This is a genomic window from Serratia sp. CY32780 (assembly GCF_052169135.1).
Lineage (GTDB): Bacteria > Pseudomonadota > Gammaproteobacteria > Enterobacterales > Enterobacteriaceae > Serratia > Serratia sarumanii.
This window is the reverse complement of sequence record NZ_JBJNLI010000001.1, coordinates 31,632-49,448: the sequence shown is the minus strand read 5'-3', so window position 1 is coordinate 49,448 and position 17,817 is coordinate 31,632. Positions and strand designations below refer to the sequence as shown.

Genomic DNA, 17,817 nt, shown 5'->3' with positions numbered 1-17,817 from the left:
GAGAAAAACATTCACTCCTGCAAGGCTCAACGGGGGTAATTATAACAGTAATTAATTAAACGGTTGTTTAACCGGCGAAACGGTAGACAAATGGGAGATCGCATTGATTTGACTATGCGTTATCCCTCCGTACTATCCCTGAGGCATAAGTTATTAACAACGCCATATTTAATCCGCTGCAAAAGAGTGACAGGAAAATTGCACTCTCTGTTGGCAATCGGAATTTATTATTTAATTCAATTAATTACCCGATTAACAGTCATCACCCTACCGTACACCAGGGTTCGCCTATTTGAACCAATGGCGTCAAAGCCGGTGTGACAAGTGAGCATCTAATGGGCCAGGCAGCTCAGCCATTACATATTTATCGCCCCTATCGCCCGACGCATCGTCCTTCATACGGCGTTGTATTTCGCCAATCGGTTTACCTCATTTCCATCATTCATTTTGATGTCAACTAAGTCTGCTTTATACAAGCGGCTTTGCCGTCCATCCTGCACAGTGCAGGAGCGGCCATCGCAACTCTCAAATTTTCAATGTCTCAATGACCATTCTTAGGGCGGGGGATACATTGCGATGGGGATAATAAAGAAATAACCCTTCCATTCGCAGGCTGTAACGCTGTAATACCCTGATAAGTGCTCCACGCTCTAAATCATCGGCAACCAACTCGACAGGAACATAGGCCAGCCCCAGGCCCAGCCGCGCGGCTTCTGCCTCCATATAGCTGTCAGATAAGGCCCATTGCCCTTCCGGCCGATGAGTGATTTTTTTATCATCCTGATGGAGTTCCCACTGGTATAGGCTGCCGTCGGCAAGCTGATAGGCGATACAGGGATGTGTCTTTAAATCCGCAGGATTTTGTGGAAAACCGTAACGACGAAAATGTTCAGGAGTCCCCACAATCGCCATCTCCATATCGGGCGTAATACGCACCGCGACCATGCCCTGGCCTACTTCAGGCCCAAGACGGACGCCTGCATCGAATCTTTCCTCGATAATATCGACGAACCGGCTCTCGTTCATGAGTTCGAGCCTGATATCAGGATAGCGCTGTTTAAATACCGCAAGCTTTGGCAGCAGGCATTTATCAATCGCGTGCTGGCTGGCATTGATGCGGACCGTGCCGGAAGGGGTCTCACGATAATGCGCCAGTGTCGCAAGCCCAAGATCTAAGGTATCAAATCCGGACTCCGTTTTCTGATAGAGCTGCTCACCCGCTTGCGTCAGCGATAGCTTACGCGTGGTGCGCACCAGTAGCTGGACACCTAACCTTTCTTCAAGCTCGCGAACAGAACGGCTTATCCCCGATTGAGCCAGGCCAAGCCTGTGAGCCGCAGCGGTAAAACTGCCTTCCCGTACCACCTGCATAAACAGGTAAAGCTCGTTGTAGTTCTCCCTTTTTGCCATTGATTTACTCCCCCAAGAATGACGCCAGTCTCAGCATTAATTTATAACAATATGGTATTAATCCTAGCAATTATCTCCCTCTAATCAGCATTAATTCTGCTCACTATAATGAGCCCATCAAAACAAAGCACAGCAGCGTTGTCCGTAGGAAACCTGTCTCTCTATCTTGTTTTTCATGGGGATTTTTATGAAAGCTTTCACCCGAACGCTAAAAACCGCAATGCCTGCCATGCTGTTATTCGCATCATTAAGTGGAGTCACGACAATGAGTTATGCTGATTCAGTCAATCCGAATGCTCCTGTTTCGATGATCGATAAATGGGACAAGACGTTTGCCGAGAGCCAGAAAGTCGATCATCGTAAGGTCTCGTTTCAGAATCGATATGGGATCACCTTAGTGGGCGACCTTTATCTCCCCAAAGATCGTGGCGATCGCAAGCTGGCGGCGATTGCCGTCAGCGGGCCTTTTGGCGCGGTGAAGGAGCAATCCAGCGGCCTGTATGCGCAAACGCTGGCGGAACAGGGATTTGTTACCCTGGCGTTCGACCCTTCTTATACGGGGGAAAGCGGCGGCTATCCGCGTAACGTCGCCTCGCCGGATATCAACACGGAAGATTTCAGCGCGGCGGTAGATTTCTTGGGGCTGCAAAAAGAGGTGGATCGCAACCGTATTGGGCTGCTCGGCATTTGCGGCTGGGGCGGCATGGCGTTAAACGACGCCGCGATGGATACCCGCGTCAAAGCGGTGGCCACCAGCGTGATGTACGACATGAGCCGGGCGATGGGCCATGGCGTAGGTGATGGCAAAGACCGTTATTCGACCGCCGACCGTCGTGCCGTTCTGCAGTATCTGAATGAACAACGCTGGAAGGATGCGGAAAGCGGAACGTTCGCACGAGGTGGCCATGATATTAACGTCGACAGCAATGGCAAGGTCAGCGCGGGTGAGCGCATTCTGCCAGAAACCCTGCCGGCCGATCCGCATCCGGTGCTGAAGGAGTTCTTTGATTACTACCGCATGCCGCGCGGTTTCCACGAACGCTCCGTTAACTCGACCGGGGCGTGGACGGCAACGATGCCGCTGTCGTTTATGAATATGCCGCTGCTGAGCTACGCCAGCGAAATTACTATCCCGACGCTTATCGTGACCGGTGAAAAAGCCCATTCACGCTATTTTGCCGAAGATGCTTATAAGGCGGTCGGCAGTAAAGAAAAAGAGCTGGTGATTGTCCCCGGTGCAAATCATGTGGACCTGTACGACAATGCGGCCGGTAAAATACCTTTCGCTAAGTTCGAACAATTTTTCAAAGCCAATCTGAAATAGCCCCTCTACTGACAACATTAAAAGCCGCCTGTCTACGCGGGTGGCTTTTATTCTGACTTCCGTGAAATCTGACTATGTCTGCACTTAGCCAAACACCATCACCGAATAATCAGCCCGCTTACTGGAGCGGCATTTTTGCCATGACCCTGTGCGTCTTTGTGCTGATTGCATCGGAATTTATGCCCGTCAGCCTGCTTACGCCGATTGCCCGTGATTTAGACGTGACGGAGGGGCTGGCGGGACAGGGAATTGCCATCTCCGGCGCGCTGGCCGTTCTGACCAGCCTGACGCTTTCGACGTTGGCTGGAAATGTGAATCGCAAGTACTTACTGCTGGGGATGACGATTCTGATGGCCGTGTCGGGGCTCGTTATCGCACTGGCTTCCAACTATCTGATGTATATGGCAGGCCGCGCGATGATAGGTATTGCGATCGGTGGATTCTGGTCGATGTCTGCGGCAACGGCAATTCGTCTGGTGCCACAGCATCAGGTTACGCGTGCGCTGGCTATTTTCAACGCCGGCAATGCGCTGGCGACGGTAGTGGCAGCGCCGCTGGGTAGCTATCTTGGAGCGACCATCGGATGGCGAGGCGCTTTCTTGTGCTTGGTCCCCGTCGCGGCCGCGGCCTTTATCTGGCAGTGCGTGAGTCTGCCGGGTATGAATGGCAATAATAACCCTGCGTCACGCGGATCCGTATTGCGCCTGCTCAGTCGCCCTGTTGTCTCCATTGGCATGCTGGCTTGTGGCCTGTTCTTTATGGGGCAGTTTGCGTTATTTACCTATGTGCGTCCGTTTCTGGAGTTGGTGACGCGGGTTGATTTCTCTGGCTTGTCGTTAATTTTACTGGTTATCGGTGTAGCCGGTTTTATTGGCACGCTGGTTGTCCCGGCATTCCTCAATAGGAAATTCTATCTAACGCTGATGGCCATTCCTGGGCTGATGGCTGTCATTGCCATCGCCCTGATTCTTGCCGGGCATCACGTTTGGGCTGTCTCGTTGCTGTTAGGCCTCTGGGGCATGCTGGCAACCGCCGCGCCAACGGGATGGTGGACATGGATTACACGCACGCTGCCCGAGGATGCGGAAGCCGGAGGCGGCCTGATGGTTGCGGTGATTCAGCTCTCGATTGCCCTTGGTTCAACGGCAGGTGGCATGATGTTTGACAGCCTGGGATGGCGAAGTACTTTTGGCTTGAGTGGCTTATTACTTCTTGGTGCGGTAGCGATGGCGTTTCTTACGTCCCGTCAAAATAGCAATACGTACTAGCGTAATCAGTTTGTTCAAACGAACTCTCAGCCATGGCAGTGAAAGCTAGCCGAAATGGCGAATAACAATTCAAGACCGAACAGAAGTACGCGCGCGCCGGATTTTACCGGACAACAAACCAATCGATTCATTGTAATTCAAAGCGTTTGGGGATAGTGAAGGATGTTACAGGAAGAAGAGATGGTGCCGATAATAGGAGTCGAACCTACGACCTTCGCATTACGAATGCGCTGCTCTACCAACTGAGCTATATCGGCATCGAACCGGGCCTGCGGGGCAAGCCGGAAGTGCGTTGAACAAGGTAGACCTGCGCGCGAAATGAGTCAATAGCCGCCGGGGTGTTTGGTTGTTTTGCAAGCAGTGATACTGCCGTGCCCCCCAAAAACACTCAGGGCGCAGCACGCTGCGCCCTGACGTCTTTACTACTTCAATCCGGCCTTAGCTGCGCACCAGATCGTCGCCGTAGCCAATCCACTTGTAGGTGGTCAGCGCGTCCAGGCCCATCGGGCCGCGGGCGTGCAGTTTCTGGGTGCTCACCGCCACTTCCGCGCCCAGGCCGAACTGGCCGCCGTCGGTGAAGCGGGTGCTGGCGTTGACGTACACCGCCGAAGAGTCCACCGCGCGCACGAAGTGCTCGGCGCTGCTCAGCGAACGGGTGAGGATCGCGTCGGAGTGGTTGGTGCCGTGGGTGCGGATGTGGTCGATGGCCTGATCGATATCGTCCACCAGCAACACGTTCAGATCCAGCGACAGCCATTCGTCGTCGTAATCCTCCGCGTTCACCGGCACCACCGTCACCGGGCTGCCCTGCAGCAGCGGCAGCGCGTTTTCCGCCGCGTGCAGCGTCACGCCCGCCGCCGCCATTTTAGCGCTCAGCGCCGGCAGGAACTCGGCGGCGATGCTGCGGTTCACCAGCAGCGTTTCTAGCGAGTTACAGGCGCTCGGGCGCTGGATCTTGGCGTTTTCAATCACCGTCAGCGCCTTGTCGAAATCGACGTCGGCATCCACGTAGGTGTGGCACACGCCGATGCCGCCGGTGATCACCGGGATGGTCGATTGCTCGCGGCACAGCTTGTGCAGGCCGGCGCCGCCGCGCGGGATCAGCATGTCGACATAGCGATCCAGGCGTAGCAGCTCGTTCACCAGCGCGCGATCCGGGCTGTCGATCGCCTGTACCGCCGCCGCCGGCAGGCCGCACTGTTCCAGCGCCTGCTGGATCACTTTCACCGTCGCCTGGTTGGTGTTATGCGTCTCTTTACCGCCGCGCAGGATCACCGCGTTGCCGGTTTTCAGGCACAGGCTGGCGACGTCGATGGTGACGTTGGGCCGCGCCTCGTAAATCACGCCGATCACGCCGAGCGGCACCCGGCGGCGCTCCAGCTTCAGCCCGCTGTCCAGCAGGTTGCCGTCCAGCACGTGGCCGACCGGGTCGTTCAGGCGGCACACCTGGCGCACGTCGTTGGCGATCGCCGCCAGCCGCGCCGGGGTCAGCAGCAGGCGATCGAGCAGCGCTTCGCTCATGCCGGTGGCGCGCGCCTGCGCCATATCTTGTTCGTTCGCCAGCAGGATCGCTTCGCTGTTGGCCTCCAGCCTGTCGGCCATCACCGACAGCACCTGATTCTTCTTCGCCGTGCTCAGCACCGCCAGCTGCCAGGAGGCCTGCTTGGCGGCCTTTCCCATCTGCTCCAGCATGCTCACTCCTTAACTGACAATCATATCGTCGCGGTGCACTGCCACCGGACCGTATTCATAACCGAGGATTTCGCTGATTTCCTGCGAGTGGTGCCCGGCGATCATGCGCATCGCGTCGCTGTTGTAGCGGCTGACGCCGTGCGCCAGATCGCGCCCCGCCAGGTTGCGGATGCGGATCACTTCGCCGCGCGAGAAGTCACCCTTCACGTCGCGGATGCCCTTCGGCAGCAGCGAACTGCCGCGTGCCATCATCGCTTCCACCGCGCCATCGTCGACGGTGATCTCGCCGGCCGGCGGCGCGCCAAAGATCCAGCGCTTGCGGTTTTCCAGCGGGGTTTCCAGCGCGTGGAAACGGGTGCCCACCGGTTTGCCTTCGATCACGTCCGCCACCACGCCCGGTTTGCTGCCCGCGGCGATCACCACGTCGATGCCGGCGCGGCAGGCCACGTCGGCCGCCTGCAGCTTGGTGCCCATGCCGCCGGTGCCCAGGCCGGAGACGCTGTCGCCGGCGATGGCGCGCAGCGCGTCGTCGATGCCGTGCACTTCACGGATCAGTTCGGCCTGCGGGTTGTTGCGCGGATCGGCGGTGTAGAGGCCCTGCTGATCGGTCAGCAGCAGCAGTTTGTCGGCCCCGGCCAGAATGGCCGCCAGCGCCGACAGGTTATCGTTGTCGCCCACCTTGATTTCGGCGGTGGCGACGGCGTCGTTCTCATTGATTACCGGCACGATGCGGTTGTCCAGCAGCGCCGTCATGGTATCGCGCGCGTTGAGGAAGCGCTCGCGGTCTTCCAGATCGGCGCGCGTCAGCAGCATCTGCCCGACGTGGATGCCGTAAATGGAGAACAGCTGTTCCCACAGCTGGATCAGCCGGCTCTGCCCCACCGCCGCCAGCAGCTGCTTGGAAGCGATAGTAGCGGGCAGCTCGGGGTAGCCCAGGTGTTCGCGCCCGGCGGCGATGGCGCCGGAGGTGACGATGACGATGCGGTGGCCCGCGGCGTGTTGCTGCGCGCACTGGCGCACCAATTCGACGATGTGGGCGCGGTTCAGACGCAGCGATCCGCCGGTCAACACGCTGGTGCCCAATTTCACAACCAATGTCTGGCTGCCGTTCATAGTATTTCTGCCGTGTGTAATGATGAGAAGAAGAGTGCAAAGGTCTTTGTAACAGGAGAGACGCGTTATGCCAACAGGCACAACGCGAAATCAGCACAATACGTGGTCAAACGGGGTCAGGCGGAGAGTTTGATCAGTTTTTCTTTGAAATCGTCGGCGGGTTCCAGCCCCAGTTCCATGGTCGCCAGCAGCTCGCCCAGGCGGCGATGGAAGTCGCGCAGGGTGTCTTCCAGCTTGGCGTTCACTTCATCATCCTTAATGTTTTGCGCCGTCCAGTCGCCTTCTTTGTCGAACAGGCCGAATTGGTACGAATAGGTGAAGCGCGCCTCTTCCGCCTGCAGCTCCATCCACCAGCCCCAGAACTCGCGCTTCTCCGGAGCGGGCTTTACATTGACGCAGACAGCCAAACAATCAAAGAAAAAACGGTCGTTTTCACATTGCCCTTCACGCAGGTACGGCCCCAAGCTGGCAAAACGTTTCATTAGTCGGCTTTTAGGGTGACCACTCGGTAACGTCATTCTCTAACCTCCTCAATGTAGACCACTCTTTTTAACAAACTGTTAAAATTTAGCAACTAATTAACGCATTTTGTCCTTCAGCCAGCCGGACATTTGCAGCAACGCCCGGTGGAAACTGTCGTAAACCGGGGTGCGCGGGATGGCGACCAGCTTGCCGCTCACCGAGGAGGTGACAATCAGCTGCGACTCCTCTTTCGGGCTGAGCGTATCGCGCTCCCAGTAGCCGGAGATCATCGGCGTCGGGCAGCGGCGCCCCAGCAGCCCCTGCATTTTCAGCGAGTAGCTGTTCAGCTCCACCTTCAGCACGTTGTCGGAGGCGTTGGCCATGCCCATGCGGCTGGCCAGCACGTCCATATACATGTCCGGTACGTTCAGCTGGGTGCTGCTGTCGCACAGCAGGCGATGCACCACCGGCCCCAGGCAGGCTACGCCGCGCAGCCGCTGCGGCTCCAGGTAGGCCAGCCGCACCGCCACGTTGGCGCCGAAGCGGAAGCCGAAGGCACTCACCCGCTGATGATCCACCCACGGCACCGAGGCCAGCTGGATCAGCACCTGCTGGTGAAGGTAGCTGGAATCCTGCGTCAGCTTCCATTTGCAGGAGGAGCCGATCGACGGCATGTCGAGCGTCAGCATGGCGATGCCGTGCGGCGCCAGGTAGTCGCGGAACAGGCGATGATAGTCGGTCTGCAGCGTATCGAGGCTGCCGCACATCAGCACCGTCGGGAACGGCGCTTCGCCCTTCTCCGGCATGTGCAGGAAGCCGGTGACGCTGGCGCCGCCTTCGATGCGGAACTCCAGCTCTTTCAGTTGGTACGGCAGCAGCAGCGCCGCCTCTTCGTACGCGCGGTTGGCGAGCATCTCTGCCTGTTCGGCCAGCTCGTCGCCCTTCAGGTGCGGGTAACCGGCGATGCTGTACAGGCTCGCGGCCTTCAGCCAGTATTGGCCGCCGAGCAGCGGATCCTGCTGCTCCGTCGCCCGCTGCTGCCACTGCATGCCCTGATGGATCCACTCGTAGATCCAGTTGCCGTTGCGGTAGCCCACCACGGTATCCAGCCGCTGCGGATTGCTGCGTTCGGCGTCCGAGGCGGCGATGCGCGCCAGCACTTCGTGGATTTCGATCGGGCTGACGCCACGCCAGGCCCACAGCAGCGGATTCAGCATGCGGTACCAGCTGCCGGTGGTGTCACCTTCCAATGCGGAATGCATGGCGGCGCTCACATTGTTGCGCGCGCGCAGCACCAGCGTCGAGGTTTCAGGGTGTTTGAATTTGGGCTTGAAAAGAATTTCAGAAAGGTTGGCCTGTGCCATGGTAACAACAGCCTCCGTAAATCTGGCGATAGGCCGCAAAAGGCCTACTTAACTGGAGGTAGTGTACCTAACTCTGGCGGGAGAAACCAAAATAACGCAAACGCCCGGCATAACCGGGCGTTTGCTTGGAACTGGCTGGGCTTAGCGGCCGCCGATCGGTGGAACGAAGCTGACGCCCATATCCCACGGCTGTTCGATCCAGGTGTCCTGCGGGATGTCGACCACGTAGTCGTCCACCAGCGGACGGCCCGCCGGTTTGGCGAAGATGGTGACGAAATGCGCTTTCGGGTACATATCGCGGATCGCTTTCGCGGTGCCGCCGGTATCCACCAAATCATCCACCACGATGAAACCTTCACCGTCGCCTTCGGCGCGCTTGAGCACTTTCATTTCGCGTTGGTTGTCATGGTCGTAGCTGGAAATGCAGACGGTATCCACATGGCGGATGCCCAGTTCGCGCGCCAGCAGAGCCGCCGGCACCAGGCCGCCGCGGCTTACGGCAATGATGCCCGTCCATTTGTCGGCAGGCAGCAGGCGGTGCGCCAGCTTGCGTGCGTGCATTTGCAGCATATCCCAGGTAACAACGTATTTTTCGCTCATAGAATCGTGTCCCAGCCGGCTGGTGAAGCGGCTTACTTTATAGTTCAGGGGAAAAAAGGTTGCGCGAGATTATAGAGACTGGCCGCGTTGAATTCCAGTTGTACCGAGGAAAACCTCGCGATTTCCGCCGTGCGGCTTTTCGGTGATTGATGCTGAAAAAGCGAACGTTCCCGCAGCGAAGCCGTGTGATCAAGCGCTTAAACCGCACAATACGGTGCGCGCACCGCCGGAAATAAAGTGATATTCTCTGGTGATCGTGCCACGACGCACAGATACCCGCTCACCTTAACCGCGCGGCACGCCCGTCCTGTCGGAGCCTGCCGTCACAGGAGACTTATAGTGTCTGAATTGTCTCAGCTTTCGCCACAGCCGCTGTGGGATATTTTCGCCAAGATCTGTTCTATCCCGCACCCTTCTTATCATGAAGAAGCGCTGGCGCAGCACATCCTCACCTGGGCCAAAGAAAAGAACCTGCACGCCGAGCGCGATCGGGTCGGTAATATCCTGCTGCGCAAGCCGGCCACCAAAGGCATGGAAAACCGCAAGCCGGTCGCGCTGCAGGCGCACCTGGACATGGTGCCGCAAAAGAATAACGACACTGTGCACGATTTCGCCAAGGATCCGATCCAGCCTTATATCGCCGGCGAGTGGGTGAAAGCGCGCGGCACCACGCTGGGCGCCGACAACGGCATCGGCATGGCCTCTGCCCTGGCGGTGCTGGCCGACGACAGCGTTGAGCACGGCCCGCTGGAAGTGCTGCTGACCATGACCGAAGAAGCCGGCATGGACGGCGCCTTCGGGCTGCAGCCGAACTGGCTGCAGGCGGATATCCTGATCAATACCGACTCCGAAGAAGAAGGCGAAATCTACATGGGTTGCGCCGGCGGTATCGACTTCATCACCACCCTGCCGCTGCAGCGCGAAGCGGTGCCGGCCGGTTATCAAACCCTGAAGCTGACCCTCAAGGGCCTGAAAGGCGGCCACTCCGGCGCCGAGATCCACGTCGGTCTGGGCAACGCCAACAAGCTGCTGGCGCGCTTCCTGTTCGCCCATGCGGCTGCGCTGAACCTGCGCGTGCTGGATCTGAACGGCGGCACCCTGCGCAACGCCATCCCGCGTGAAGCCTCTGCGGTGGTTGCGGTGCCGGCGGACAAGGCCGATGCGCTGAAAGCGCTGAGCCAGGAGTTCCTGGCGGTGCTGCAGAACGAACTCTCCGCCAAAGAGAAGAACATCACCGTGCTGCTGGAGCCGACCACCAGCGCTTCGCAGGCGCTGAGCGCCGACAGCCAGCAGCGCTTCCTGGCGCTGCTGAACGGCACGCCGAACGGCGTGATCCGCATGAGCGACGCGGTAAAAGGCGTGGTGGAAACCTCGCTGAACGTCGGCGTGGTCACCACCAGCGAAAACGAAGCGGAAATCATCTGCCTGATCCGTTCCCTTATCGACAGCGGCAAAGACTACGTGGTCGAGATGCTGACCGCGCTGGGCCAGCTGGCCGGCGCCAAGGTGGCGCCGAAGGGCGGCTACCCGGGCTGGCAGCCGGACGCCGACTCGCCGGTGATGCACCTGGTGCGCGAGCTGTATCAGGAGCTGTTCGACAAGACGCCGAACATCATGGTGATCCACGCCGGCCTGGAATGCGGTCTGTTCAAAAAGCCGTATCCAAACATGGACATGGTATCGATCGGGCCAACCATCACCGGCCCGCACTCGCCGGATGAGCAGGTGCATATCGAAAGCGTCGGTTTGTACTGGAAGCTGCTGACCTCGCTGCTGAAAGCGATCCCTGAGCGCGCATAAGCCGCGCGCTTAACGCAAAAAGCCGGCGACTTGCCGGCTTTTTTATTCCCAAGGCAGCGCCAGCTGCCGCTCCAGCTGCGGATCGAGCAGCGTCACGTGCAGCCCCACCAGCCGCACGCCGCGCCCTTCGCGCCGCTCGCGCCACGCCTGCCGCGCCACCTCCAGCAAATCCTGCCGGTTCAGCACCGGGAACACGTGCTCCTGGGTGGTTTGCTGAAAATCCTGAAACTTCAGCTTCACGCCCTGCCGGGCGATGTGCAGATCCGGCTTCACCTTGCGCAGCCGCATCTCCAGCTCGGGATAGAGTTTGTCGATAATCAGCGTTTCGCAATCTTCCCAGTCGTGAATGTCTTCCGCCAGCGTGCGCTCCACCCCCACCGATTTGCGCAGCCGCTCAGGAGAGATTTCGCGCCGATCGATGCCCTGACACCGCTCCCACAGCACCCGGCCGAACTTGCCGAAGCGCTTGAGCAGCTGCGCCAAATCGTATTGCTGCACGTCGGCGCAGGTGATAAGCCCCACCTCTTCCAGGCGCTTGGCGGTCACCTTGCCGACGCCGGGGATCTTGCTGAGCGGCAGCTGCTGCAAAAACGCCGGCACCTGCGCCGGCGTGATCACGTACTGCCCGTTCGGCTTGTTCATCTCGGAGGCGATTTTGGCGAGAAACTTGATAGGCGCGACGCCGGCCGACGCGGTGAGGTTCAGCTCGTCGGCGATCGCCTGGCGGATCTCCTGGGCGATCAGCGTCGCCGAACCGTTGCATTGCGGGCTGTCGGTCACGTCGAGGTAGGCCTCGTCGAGCGACAGCGGCTCGATCAGCGGGGTATAGCGGGCGAAGATTTCACGGATATGCAGCGAGGCCTCTTTGTAAGCCGCTATGCGCCCCGGCAGCAAGGTGAGGTGCGGGCACAGCTTGAGCGCCATCGCCGTGGACATGGCGCTGTGCACGCCGTAGCGCCGCGCCGGGTAGTTGGCGGTACTGATCACCCCGCGCCGATCGGCGCTGCCGCCAATCGCCAGCGGGATATCGCGCAGGCTGGGATCGTCGCGCATTTCCACCGCCGCGAAGAAACAGTCCATATCGACATGAATGATTTTACGCATCGCACCCTCCAGTAACACTGTATAAGTATACAGTCAGATACCGAAAGCTCAAGGCCGCAGGGTTCGACGAAAGCGCCGTTTCCGCCAGATATTTCCGCGTTGTTAAAAAAGCTTAATTTTTCAATAGTATGATTTCCGCCATCCCGTGCGGCTCACCACAACGACAACGAAAAGGTACCCTACATGATCAGATTTTCTCATTTGCTGCTGGCTTCCGCGCTGTCGCTGAGCGCGCTGGCGGCCAGCGCCGCCGCCGGTCACGCGCCGGCGATCGTCGCCCACCGCGGCGGCACCGCCGATGCGCCGGAAAACACCCGCATCGCCATCGAAACCGCGTTGAAAAACGGCGCCGACGCCATCTGGATCACCCTGCAAGAATCCAAAGACGGCGTCATCGTGCTGTATCGCCCTTCGGATCTGAAAACGTTGACCAACCGACAGGGCCCGGTCTCTGCCTATACCGCCGCGCAGCTGGCCGAGATCGACGCCGGCTGGGCTTTCGCCAAGGGGGATGCGCACCCGTTCCGCGGCCAGGGCCTCGGCATTCCGCGGCTGGATGAGGTGTTGAAGGCCTTTCCGCGCGTGACTTTCTATCTGGACATCAAATCCCCGGACGCCGATCCGGCGCAGTTTGGCCGGGCGCTGCTGGCGACGCTGGAAAGCACCGACAGCCTGAACCGCATCCGCGTCTACTCCACCGACGCCAAATACCTGCAGGCGCTGCCGCCGGCCATCCCGCGCTTCGAAAGCCGCGACGAGACCCGCACGCTGCTGGCCAACGTCACCATGGCGCACCAGTGCGACGTCAAACCGGACAACCGCCAGCCGCGCTGGTACGGGCTGGAGCTGAAGCGCGAGGTGGAAGTGGTGGAGAAATATACCCTCGGCGAAGGGCGTTCGAAGGCGTTTCTGACCTGGGATAAAGAGTCGATGGACTGTTTCCGCTCGCAGGGCCCGGCGCACATCATCCTGTTCGGCGTCAACTCGCCGCAGGATTATCAGCAGGCGCTGGCGCTGGGCGCCGACGGCGTGATGGTCAACTCACCGGCCGAGGCAAAAAGCTTCCGCAAGGCGAAATAAATCATCGGCCAAGGGCATAAGGCGGTTCGACAAACCCACCTTATGCCCCCGGCTTTAAACATCCGTTAGTGAGCAGGAACCACCTGGATGATGCCATTTTCATTGCGTACACTAAACCCTGCCCCAAATAGCCGGGCAGCAGGCTCAATACCTTTACTTCGTTTATCCCGCGACAACAGCGTCACCGATACCCCGTAAGACTTCCCGTCTTCGAATTTATAGTTATCGTCGGGAATACACGTAGCCGCGGTGACCGCAGGCATCTCGTTATCCGCGAAGTTCTTGCCGAAGATAGCGTTGGCGTTGCCGATTTCTTCGATAATGACGCCGGCCAACCGCTCGTCCCCTTCCGGTTGAACCCGCACGCAAACGTGGTTATCAACCACAGTGACGCTGGCCGCGTAGTTCTTTGGCCTCGGATCGTTCATGTGCATACAGCCGGCGAGCAGCAAAGTCAGCATTCCAGCCAAAATAATGCGGTTCATCCTGTTACCTCTGCTTAAAAAACTGAGAAAGCGCATATTCGTATTTTCTGGCGATCGTTTTATCCGTTACACCCTGAAAATTGACGCCATTGTTAATCGCCCCCAGCCAGATAGTGTAACCATACTTCTTCAGGAACCAATAATCAGCGATGATTGAAGCCTGCTGTTCCATAGAGTAGTTATGCAACAGCTGTTTACCATCGAGTCGATATTTGTATTCAGCAGCCCAACTCAATAGCCCTCGGATTCTCACCCACATGCCTTTTTGATGCTGCCAGACATGGCTCATTTCGTGGATAAATACATGCTGGAAACCTGCGGCGGCCGTGGAAAAGTCAGCCTTATACAAAGCTTGTCTAAACCAGATTTCTCCGTTGGGCGCCATGGCCGTTCTGCTGGCTTGCAATCCAAACGGCAGATAGCTATCGCAGTGGACATACACCTTCTCATAGAAAACTGAACGGCCAAACACCGAACGGGCCAAATTAATTTCACCCACCGTTAACGCCCGTTTTATCCTTTCTTGTTGTTGTCCCATCCTGGAACTCCCTGAATCCAAAAGAAACCTAATAAGACGATATTTTAACCAACCGAGTCAATAGACTAACCTGCTGAGAATTATCAGGAAGATCCGAATGATTCTACAATGAGAGATGTATCAACCTTACGATTTAATCCTGAGCAAGATTAAAGATTACGATGGGCGTTTTAGCGATTTCTTTAAATCAAAAGAAGTCTGGTTCTGGCAGGTGATATGAAACGGATAGCAGCAATTATTGCCGGTGCGATAATAGGTATCGGCCTCATGCTCCTGGCTTTTCCCTTTCTCTCAGACTGGATTATTGGCCACGTTGAGGGCGAGGATCAGATGTCGGCTAACTTCGAGTTGCTGGCGATTGGCTTAGTGTTGTGCTGTTTCGTGGGAGGTTCACTCGGCAACTTGACCTATTCAAAATCAAATACCTCCCCCAAATAAAAAAACCCGGCCAAGGCCGGGTTTTCGCTACAGCTACAGAATGCGGTGCTTGTCCAGCTGCTCGCGCCGCTGTGCCGCTTTAGCTTCGCGCTTTTTGCGCGCATCGCAGGGTTCCGGGCAGTCGCAGACTTTCTCCATCCCCAATGCGGTGATGCCGCCGCAGCTGCCCTGCAGGCTTTTGCGTTTGAACACGTAACCCAGCGACATCCCGCCGACGATCAGTAGGAACAACACGAAGGTGGCGGCGAATACCGTCAACATAGCAACCTCACGAACTCTTTTTCAGGTAGGGTTTGAACGCGTCCGAATAACGCTCCTCAAACCCGTCGGCGGTTTTCACGATCATGAACACCGGGATACCGAGCAGATTGGCCAGCGCCAGGCCGCGCTCCGGCCCCATCACGTTCAGGCCGGTGGACAGGCCGTCGGCGGTCATACAGGTCGGGCTCAGTACGGTGATCGACACCAGGCGGTGGTTGATCGGCCGGCCGGTGATCGGATCGATGGTGTGCGAATAGCGCACCCCGTCCTGCTCGAAGTAGTTGCGATAGTCACCCGAGGTGGCGATCGACATCTCCCCTGGCTGGATCACCAGCTGCGCCTGCTGCTGCGCACCGGCGGTCGGGCGCTCGATGGCGATGCGCCACGGCTTTTGCTCGCCGTTGCGCCCGCGGGTGCGGACTTCGCCGCCGATATCCACCATGTAGTCTTTCACGTGTTGCGATTGCAGATACTCCGCCACCACGTCCACGCCGTACCCTTTGGCGATCGACGACAGGTCGACATACAGCTCGGGGATGCTTTTCACCAGCGCGCTGCCCTGCACCGCCAGTTTGTCGGCACCGGTCCAGGCGCGGCGGTGCGCCAGCTCCGCCTCGCTCGGCACTTTATCCGGCCGCCCTTCCGGGCCGAAGCCCCACAGGTTGACCAGCGGCCCGACGGTTACGTCCAGCGCACCATCGGTCACGCGGTTGATGCGCAGCGCTTCGCGCACCACCTTGGCAGTCGCCGGCGAAACCGGGAACGGCCGGTCAATATCGCGGCTGGCGTTGAAGCGGCTCAGCTCGGAGTCCGGCCGGTAGGTGGACATCTGGTCGTTCACCTGCTCCAGCCGTTTATCGATCTCCGCCTGCATCTCGCGCGCCGACGGCGTATCGTCGCCGGCCACGTAACGGATCGAATACGAGGTGCCCATGGTTTTACCCGTCAGATCCACCTGTTCCGGCCCGCAGCCGGTCAGCAGCAGGGTGGCGCTCAGCGCCACGCCCGTCAGCCAGTTCTTCATCGCCAATGCGCGCATTTAGCCACCAAAGTCATCCAGCATGATGTTCTCGTCTTCGACGCCCAGATCTTTGAGCATCTTGATCACCGCGGCGTTCATCATCGGCGGCCCGCACATGTAAAACTCGCAGTCCTCCGGCGCCGGGTGATTCCTCAGATAGTTCTCCAGCAGAACATTATGGATAAAGCCGGTGTAGCCGGTCCAGTTATCTTCCGGCTGCGGATCCGACAGCGCCACGTGCCAGGTGAAGTTGTCGTTCTCCGCCTGCAGCTGGTTGAAGTCGTCTTCATAGAACATCTCGCGCAGCGAACGCGCGCCGTACCAGAAGGTGATCTTGCGCTTCGAGTTCAGGCGTTTGAGCTGATCGAAGATGTGCGAACGCATCGGCGCCATGCCCGCGCCGCCGCCGATGAAGATCATTTCGGCGTCGGTCTCCTTGGCGAAGAATTCGCCGAACGGCCCGGAGATGGTCACCTTGTCACCCGGCTTCAGCGACCAGATATAGGAAGACATGATGCCCGGCGGCACGTCCGGGTTGTTCGGCGGCGGCGTGGCGATACGCACGTTGAGCATGATGATGCCCTTCTCTTCCGGGTAGTTGGCCATCGAGTAGGCGCGCACCGTGGTGTCGTTCACCGTCGAGCGGTAGCGGAACAGGTTGAACTTGTCCCAGTCGCCGCGATACTCCTGCGGCACGTCGAAGTCGGCGTAGCTGATGTCGTGCGCCGGGGCTTCGATCTGGATGAAGCCGCCCGCGCGGAACGGCACGTCTTCACCATCCGGGATCTTCAGCTTCAGCTCTTTGATAAAGGTAGCTTTGTTATCGTTGGAGATAACCTCGCACTCCCATTTCTTCACGCCGAAGATCTCTTCCGGCAGCTCGATCTTCAGGTTCTGCTTCACGTTCACCTGGCACGCCAGACGGCAACCCTCTTTCGCTTCGCGCTTGTTGATGTGCGAGAGCTCGGTCGGCAGGATATCGCCGCCGCCCTCTTTGATCACCACCCGGCACTGGCCGCAGGAACCGCCGCCGCCGCAGGCCGAGGAGACGAAAATTCCCTGGCTGGAGAGCACGTTGAGCAGCTTGTCGCCCGCCGGCGCATGGAAGCTCTTATCCAAATCGCCGTTGATCTCCACCGCGATGTCGCCGGTGTTCACCAGCTTCGATTTGGCGAACAGGATCAGCAATACCAGCACCATCACGATGGTGGTGAACATTGCTACGCCTAAAATAATTTCCATAAATTCTTCCCGCCTTTACAACTGAACACCGGAGAAGGACATGAAGCCCAGCGCCATCAGTCCGGTGGTGATAAAGGTAATACCCAGGCCGCGCAGTCCCGCCGGCACGTTGGCATACTTGAGTTTTTCACGGATCCCCGCCATGGCGACGATCGCCAGCATCCAGCCGGTGCCGGAGCCGATGCCGTACACCACCGATTCGGCGAAGTTGTAGTCGCGCTGCACCATGAAGGACACGCCGCCGAAGATGGCGCAGTTCACGGTGATGAGCGGCAGGAAGATGCCGAGCGCGTTATACAGCGACGGGAAGAAGCGATCGAGGATCATCTCCAAAATCTGCACCAGCGCCGCGATCACGCCGATGAAGGTGATGAAATTGAGGAAGCTCAGATCGACGCCTTCCACCAACGCGCCGTCGCGCAGGATCAGGTTGTAGACCAGGTTGTTCACCGGCACCGAAATGCCGAGCACGATGGTCACCGCGATGCCCAGGCCAAAGGCGGTCGAGACCTTCTTCGAGACTGCCAGGAAGGTACACATCCCGAGGAAGAACGCCAGCGCCATGTTCTCGACGAACACCGCGCGCACAAACAGGCTGATATAGTGTTCCATCGG

18 protein-coding genes and 1 tRNA gene are annotated in these 17,817 nt (G+C 58.5%); 5 read left to right on the top strand and 14 right to left on the bottom strand.

Going from position 1 to position 17,817, the window contains the following annotated elements; all coding sequences use genetic code 11:
- Positions 1 to 525: 525 nt before the first annotated feature.
- Entirely contained in the window at positions 526 to 1,410 is an 885-nt protein-coding gene (locus ACJ8HH_RS00260) for a LysR family transcriptional regulator (protein ID WP_060387322.1), read from the bottom strand.
- Positions 1,411 to 1,597: 187 nt separating this feature from the next.
- Here ACJ8HH_RS00260 and ACJ8HH_RS00255 point away from each other — a divergent pair, with 187 nt between their 5' ends.
- Both ACJ8HH_RS00255 and ACJ8HH_RS00250 read left to right on the top strand, forming a co-directional pair.
- A complete protein-coding gene (locus tag ACJ8HH_RS00255) occupies positions 1,598 to 2,734 on the top strand; it encodes an alpha/beta hydrolase (RefSeq protein ID WP_033647518.1) in 1,137 nt (378 codons plus the stop codon).
- Between the two features lie 140 nt (positions 2,735 to 2,874).
- A complete protein-coding gene (locus tag ACJ8HH_RS00250) occupies positions 2,875 to 4,002 on the top strand; it encodes an MFS transporter (protein WP_047569141.1) in 1,128 nt (375 codons plus the stop codon).
- A gap of 181 nt (positions 4,003 to 4,183) precedes the next feature.
- On the opposite strand, the gene ACJ8HH_RS00245 is transcribed toward ACJ8HH_RS00250, so the two are convergent.
- From ACJ8HH_RS00245 to gpt, 6 genes are all read right to left on the bottom strand, one after another.
- Positions 4,184 to 4,259: transfer RNA gene (locus tag ACJ8HH_RS00245), tRNA-Thr, on the bottom strand.
- Positions 4,260 to 4,440: 181 nt separating this feature from the next.
- A complete protein-coding gene (proA, locus tag ACJ8HH_RS00240) occupies positions 4,441 to 5,694 on the bottom strand; it encodes a glutamate-5-semialdehyde dehydrogenase (RefSeq protein WP_060387321.1) in 1,254 nt (417 codons plus the stop codon).
- A 9-nt stretch (positions 5,695 to 5,703) separates the two neighbouring features.
- Complete coding sequence (gene proB, locus ACJ8HH_RS00235) at positions 5,704 to 6,807, bottom strand: glutamate 5-kinase (protein WP_033637217.1); 1,104 nt, start codon at positions 6,805 to 6,807, stop codon at positions 5,704 to 5,706.
- 116 nt (positions 6,808 to 6,923) lie between these two features.
- Positions 6,924 to 7,325 (bottom strand): sigma factor-binding protein Crl, encoded by a 402-nt coding sequence (crl, locus tag ACJ8HH_RS00230; RefSeq protein ID WP_004930258.1) that lies wholly within the window; start codon positions 7,323 to 7,325, stop codon positions 6,924 to 6,926.
- 60 nt (positions 7,326 to 7,385) lie between these two features.
- Complete coding sequence (gene frsA / locus ACJ8HH_RS00225) at positions 7,386 to 8,633, bottom strand: esterase FrsA (protein ID WP_033649936.1); 1,248 nt, start codon at positions 8,631 to 8,633, stop codon at positions 7,386 to 7,388.
- Positions 8,634 to 8,774: 141 nt separating this feature from the next.
- Complete coding sequence (gene gpt, locus ACJ8HH_RS00220) at positions 8,775 to 9,233, bottom strand: xanthine phosphoribosyltransferase (protein ID WP_033637215.1); 459 nt, start codon at positions 9,231 to 9,233, stop codon at positions 8,775 to 8,777.
- A 339-nt stretch (positions 9,234 to 9,572) separates the two neighbouring features.
- On the opposite strand from gpt, the gene pepD reads away from it, so the two are divergent.
- Positions 9,573 to 11,033 (top strand): beta-Ala-His dipeptidase, encoded by a 1,461-nt coding sequence (pepD, locus tag ACJ8HH_RS00215; protein ID WP_033649935.1) that lies wholly within the window; start codon positions 9,573 to 9,575, stop codon positions 11,031 to 11,033.
- Between the two features lie 42 nt (positions 11,034 to 11,075).
- Here pepD and dinB read toward each other — a convergent pair whose 3' ends face one another.
- Entirely contained in the window at positions 11,076 to 12,137 is a 1,062-nt protein-coding gene (gene dinB / locus ACJ8HH_RS00210; RefSeq protein WP_033653334.1) for a DNA polymerase IV, read from the bottom strand.
- 183 nt (positions 12,138 to 12,320) lie between these two features.
- Here dinB and ACJ8HH_RS00205 point away from each other — a divergent pair, with 183 nt between their 5' ends.
- Positions 12,321 to 13,217, top strand: a complete 897-nt coding sequence (locus tag ACJ8HH_RS00205; protein WP_041033490.1) for a glycerophosphodiester phosphodiesterase family protein — start codon at positions 12,321 to 12,323, stop codon at positions 13,215 to 13,217.
- Between the two features lie 65 nt (positions 13,218 to 13,282).
- Here ACJ8HH_RS00205 and ACJ8HH_RS00200 read toward each other — a convergent pair whose 3' ends face one another.
- Positions 13,283 to 13,702, bottom strand: a complete 420-nt coding sequence (locus ACJ8HH_RS00200) for a putative T6SS immunity periplasmic lipoprotein (RefSeq protein WP_033649932.1) — start codon at positions 13,700 to 13,702, stop codon at positions 13,283 to 13,285.
- 4 nt (positions 13,703 to 13,706) lie between these two features.
- The gene (locus tag ACJ8HH_RS00195; RefSeq protein WP_033649931.1) at positions 13,707 to 14,240 is read right to left on the bottom strand and encodes a hypothetical protein; all 534 of its coding nucleotides are present in this window, start codon (positions 14,238 to 14,240) and stop codon (positions 13,707 to 13,709) included.
- Positions 14,241 to 14,456: 216 nt separating this feature from the next.
- Between ACJ8HH_RS00195 and ACJ8HH_RS00190 the strand changes: the two genes are divergently transcribed.
- Complete coding sequence (locus ACJ8HH_RS00190) at positions 14,457 to 14,678, top strand: hypothetical protein (RefSeq protein ID WP_033649930.1); 222 nt, start codon at positions 14,457 to 14,459, stop codon at positions 14,676 to 14,678.
- A gap of 33 nt (positions 14,679 to 14,711) precedes the next feature.
- Here the strand turns inward: ACJ8HH_RS00190 and nqrM are convergent, their stop codons facing one another.
- Genes nqrM through nqrE form a run of 4 tightly spaced genes read right to left on the bottom strand, consistent with a single transcriptional unit; the run spans position 14,712 to position 17,814 of the window.
- Entirely contained in the window at positions 14,712 to 14,939 is a 228-nt protein-coding gene (gene nqrM / locus ACJ8HH_RS00185) for a (Na+)-NQR maturation NqrM (protein WP_004930244.1), read from the bottom strand.
- Positions 14,940 to 14,946: 7 nt separating this feature from the next.
- Positions 14,947 to 15,978, bottom strand: a complete 1,032-nt coding sequence (locus ACJ8HH_RS00180) for an FAD:protein FMN transferase (protein ID WP_060438108.1) — start codon at positions 15,976 to 15,978, stop codon at positions 14,947 to 14,949.
- Entirely contained in the window at positions 15,979 to 17,202 is a 1,224-nt protein-coding gene (nqrF, locus tag ACJ8HH_RS00175; protein WP_039567058.1) for an NADH:ubiquinone reductase (Na(+)-transporting) subunit F, read from the bottom strand.
- Between the two features lie 15 nt (positions 17,203 to 17,217).
- Positions 17,218 to 17,814 carry an NADH:ubiquinone reductase (Na(+)-transporting) subunit E gene (nqrE, locus tag ACJ8HH_RS00170; RefSeq protein ID WP_015376732.1) on the bottom strand — a complete coding sequence of 199 codons (597 nt, stop codon included), beginning with the start codon at positions 17,812 to 17,814 and terminating at the stop codon, positions 17,218 to 17,220.
- Between the last annotated feature and the right edge of the window lie 3 nt (positions 17,815 to 17,817).

Coding starts and splice junctions, on each gene's coding strand:
- frsA (WP_033649936.1), bottom strand. CDS start 8,633: ATGGCACAGGCCAACCTTTCTGAAATTCTTTTCAAGCCCAAATTCAAA.
- ACJ8HH_RS00190 (WP_033649930.1), top strand. CDS start 14,457: ATGAAACGGATAGCAGCAATTATTGCCGGTGCGATAATAGGTATCGGC.
- dinB (WP_033653334.1), bottom strand. CDS start 12,137: ATGCGTAAAATCATTCATGTCGATATGGACTGTTTCTTCGCGGCGGTG.
- ACJ8HH_RS00180 (WP_060438108.1), bottom strand. CDS start 15,978: ATGCGCGCATTGGCGATGAAGAACTGGCTGACGGGCGTGGCGCTGAGC.
- ACJ8HH_RS00255 (WP_033647518.1), top strand. CDS start 1,598: ATGAAAGCTTTCACCCGAACGCTAAAAACCGCAATGCCTGCCATGCTG.
- ACJ8HH_RS00260 (WP_060387322.1), bottom strand. CDS start 1,410: ATGGCAAAAAGGGAGAACTACAACGAGCTTTACCTGTTTATGCAGGTG.
- nqrE (WP_015376732.1), bottom strand. CDS start 17,814: ATGGAACACTATATCAGCCTGTTTGTGCGCGCGGTGTTCGTCGAGAAC.
- crl (WP_004930258.1), bottom strand. CDS start 7,325: ATGACGTTACCGAGTGGTCACCCTAAAAGCCGACTAATGAAACGTTTT.
- ACJ8HH_RS00200 (WP_033649932.1), bottom strand. CDS start 13,702: ATGAACCGCATTATTTTGGCTGGAATGCTGACTTTGCTGCTCGCCGGC.
- nqrM (WP_004930244.1), bottom strand. CDS start 14,939: ATGTTGACGGTATTCGCCGCCACCTTCGTGTTGTTCCTACTGATCGTC.
- ACJ8HH_RS00195 (WP_033649931.1), bottom strand. CDS start 14,240: ATGGGACAACAACAAGAAAGGATAAAACGGGCGTTAACGGTGGGTGAA.
- proA (WP_060387321.1), bottom strand. CDS start 5,694: ATGCTGGAGCAGATGGGAAAGGCCGCCAAGCAGGCCTCCTGGCAGCTG.
- nqrF (WP_039567058.1), bottom strand. CDS start 17,202: ATGGAAATTATTTTAGGCGTAGCAATGTTCACCACCATCGTGATGGTG.
- gpt (WP_033637215.1), bottom strand. CDS start 9,233: ATGAGCGAAAAATACGTTGTTACCTGGGATATGCTGCAAATGCACGCA.
- proB (WP_033637217.1), bottom strand. CDS start 6,807: ATGAACGGCAGCCAGACATTGGTTGTGAAATTGGGCACCAGCGTGTTG.
- ACJ8HH_RS00205 (WP_041033490.1), top strand. CDS start 12,321: ATGATCAGATTTTCTCATTTGCTGCTGGCTTCCGCGCTGTCGCTGAGC.
- ACJ8HH_RS00250 (WP_047569141.1), top strand. CDS start 2,875: ATGACCCTGTGCGTCTTTGTGCTGATTGCATCGGAATTTATGCCCGTC.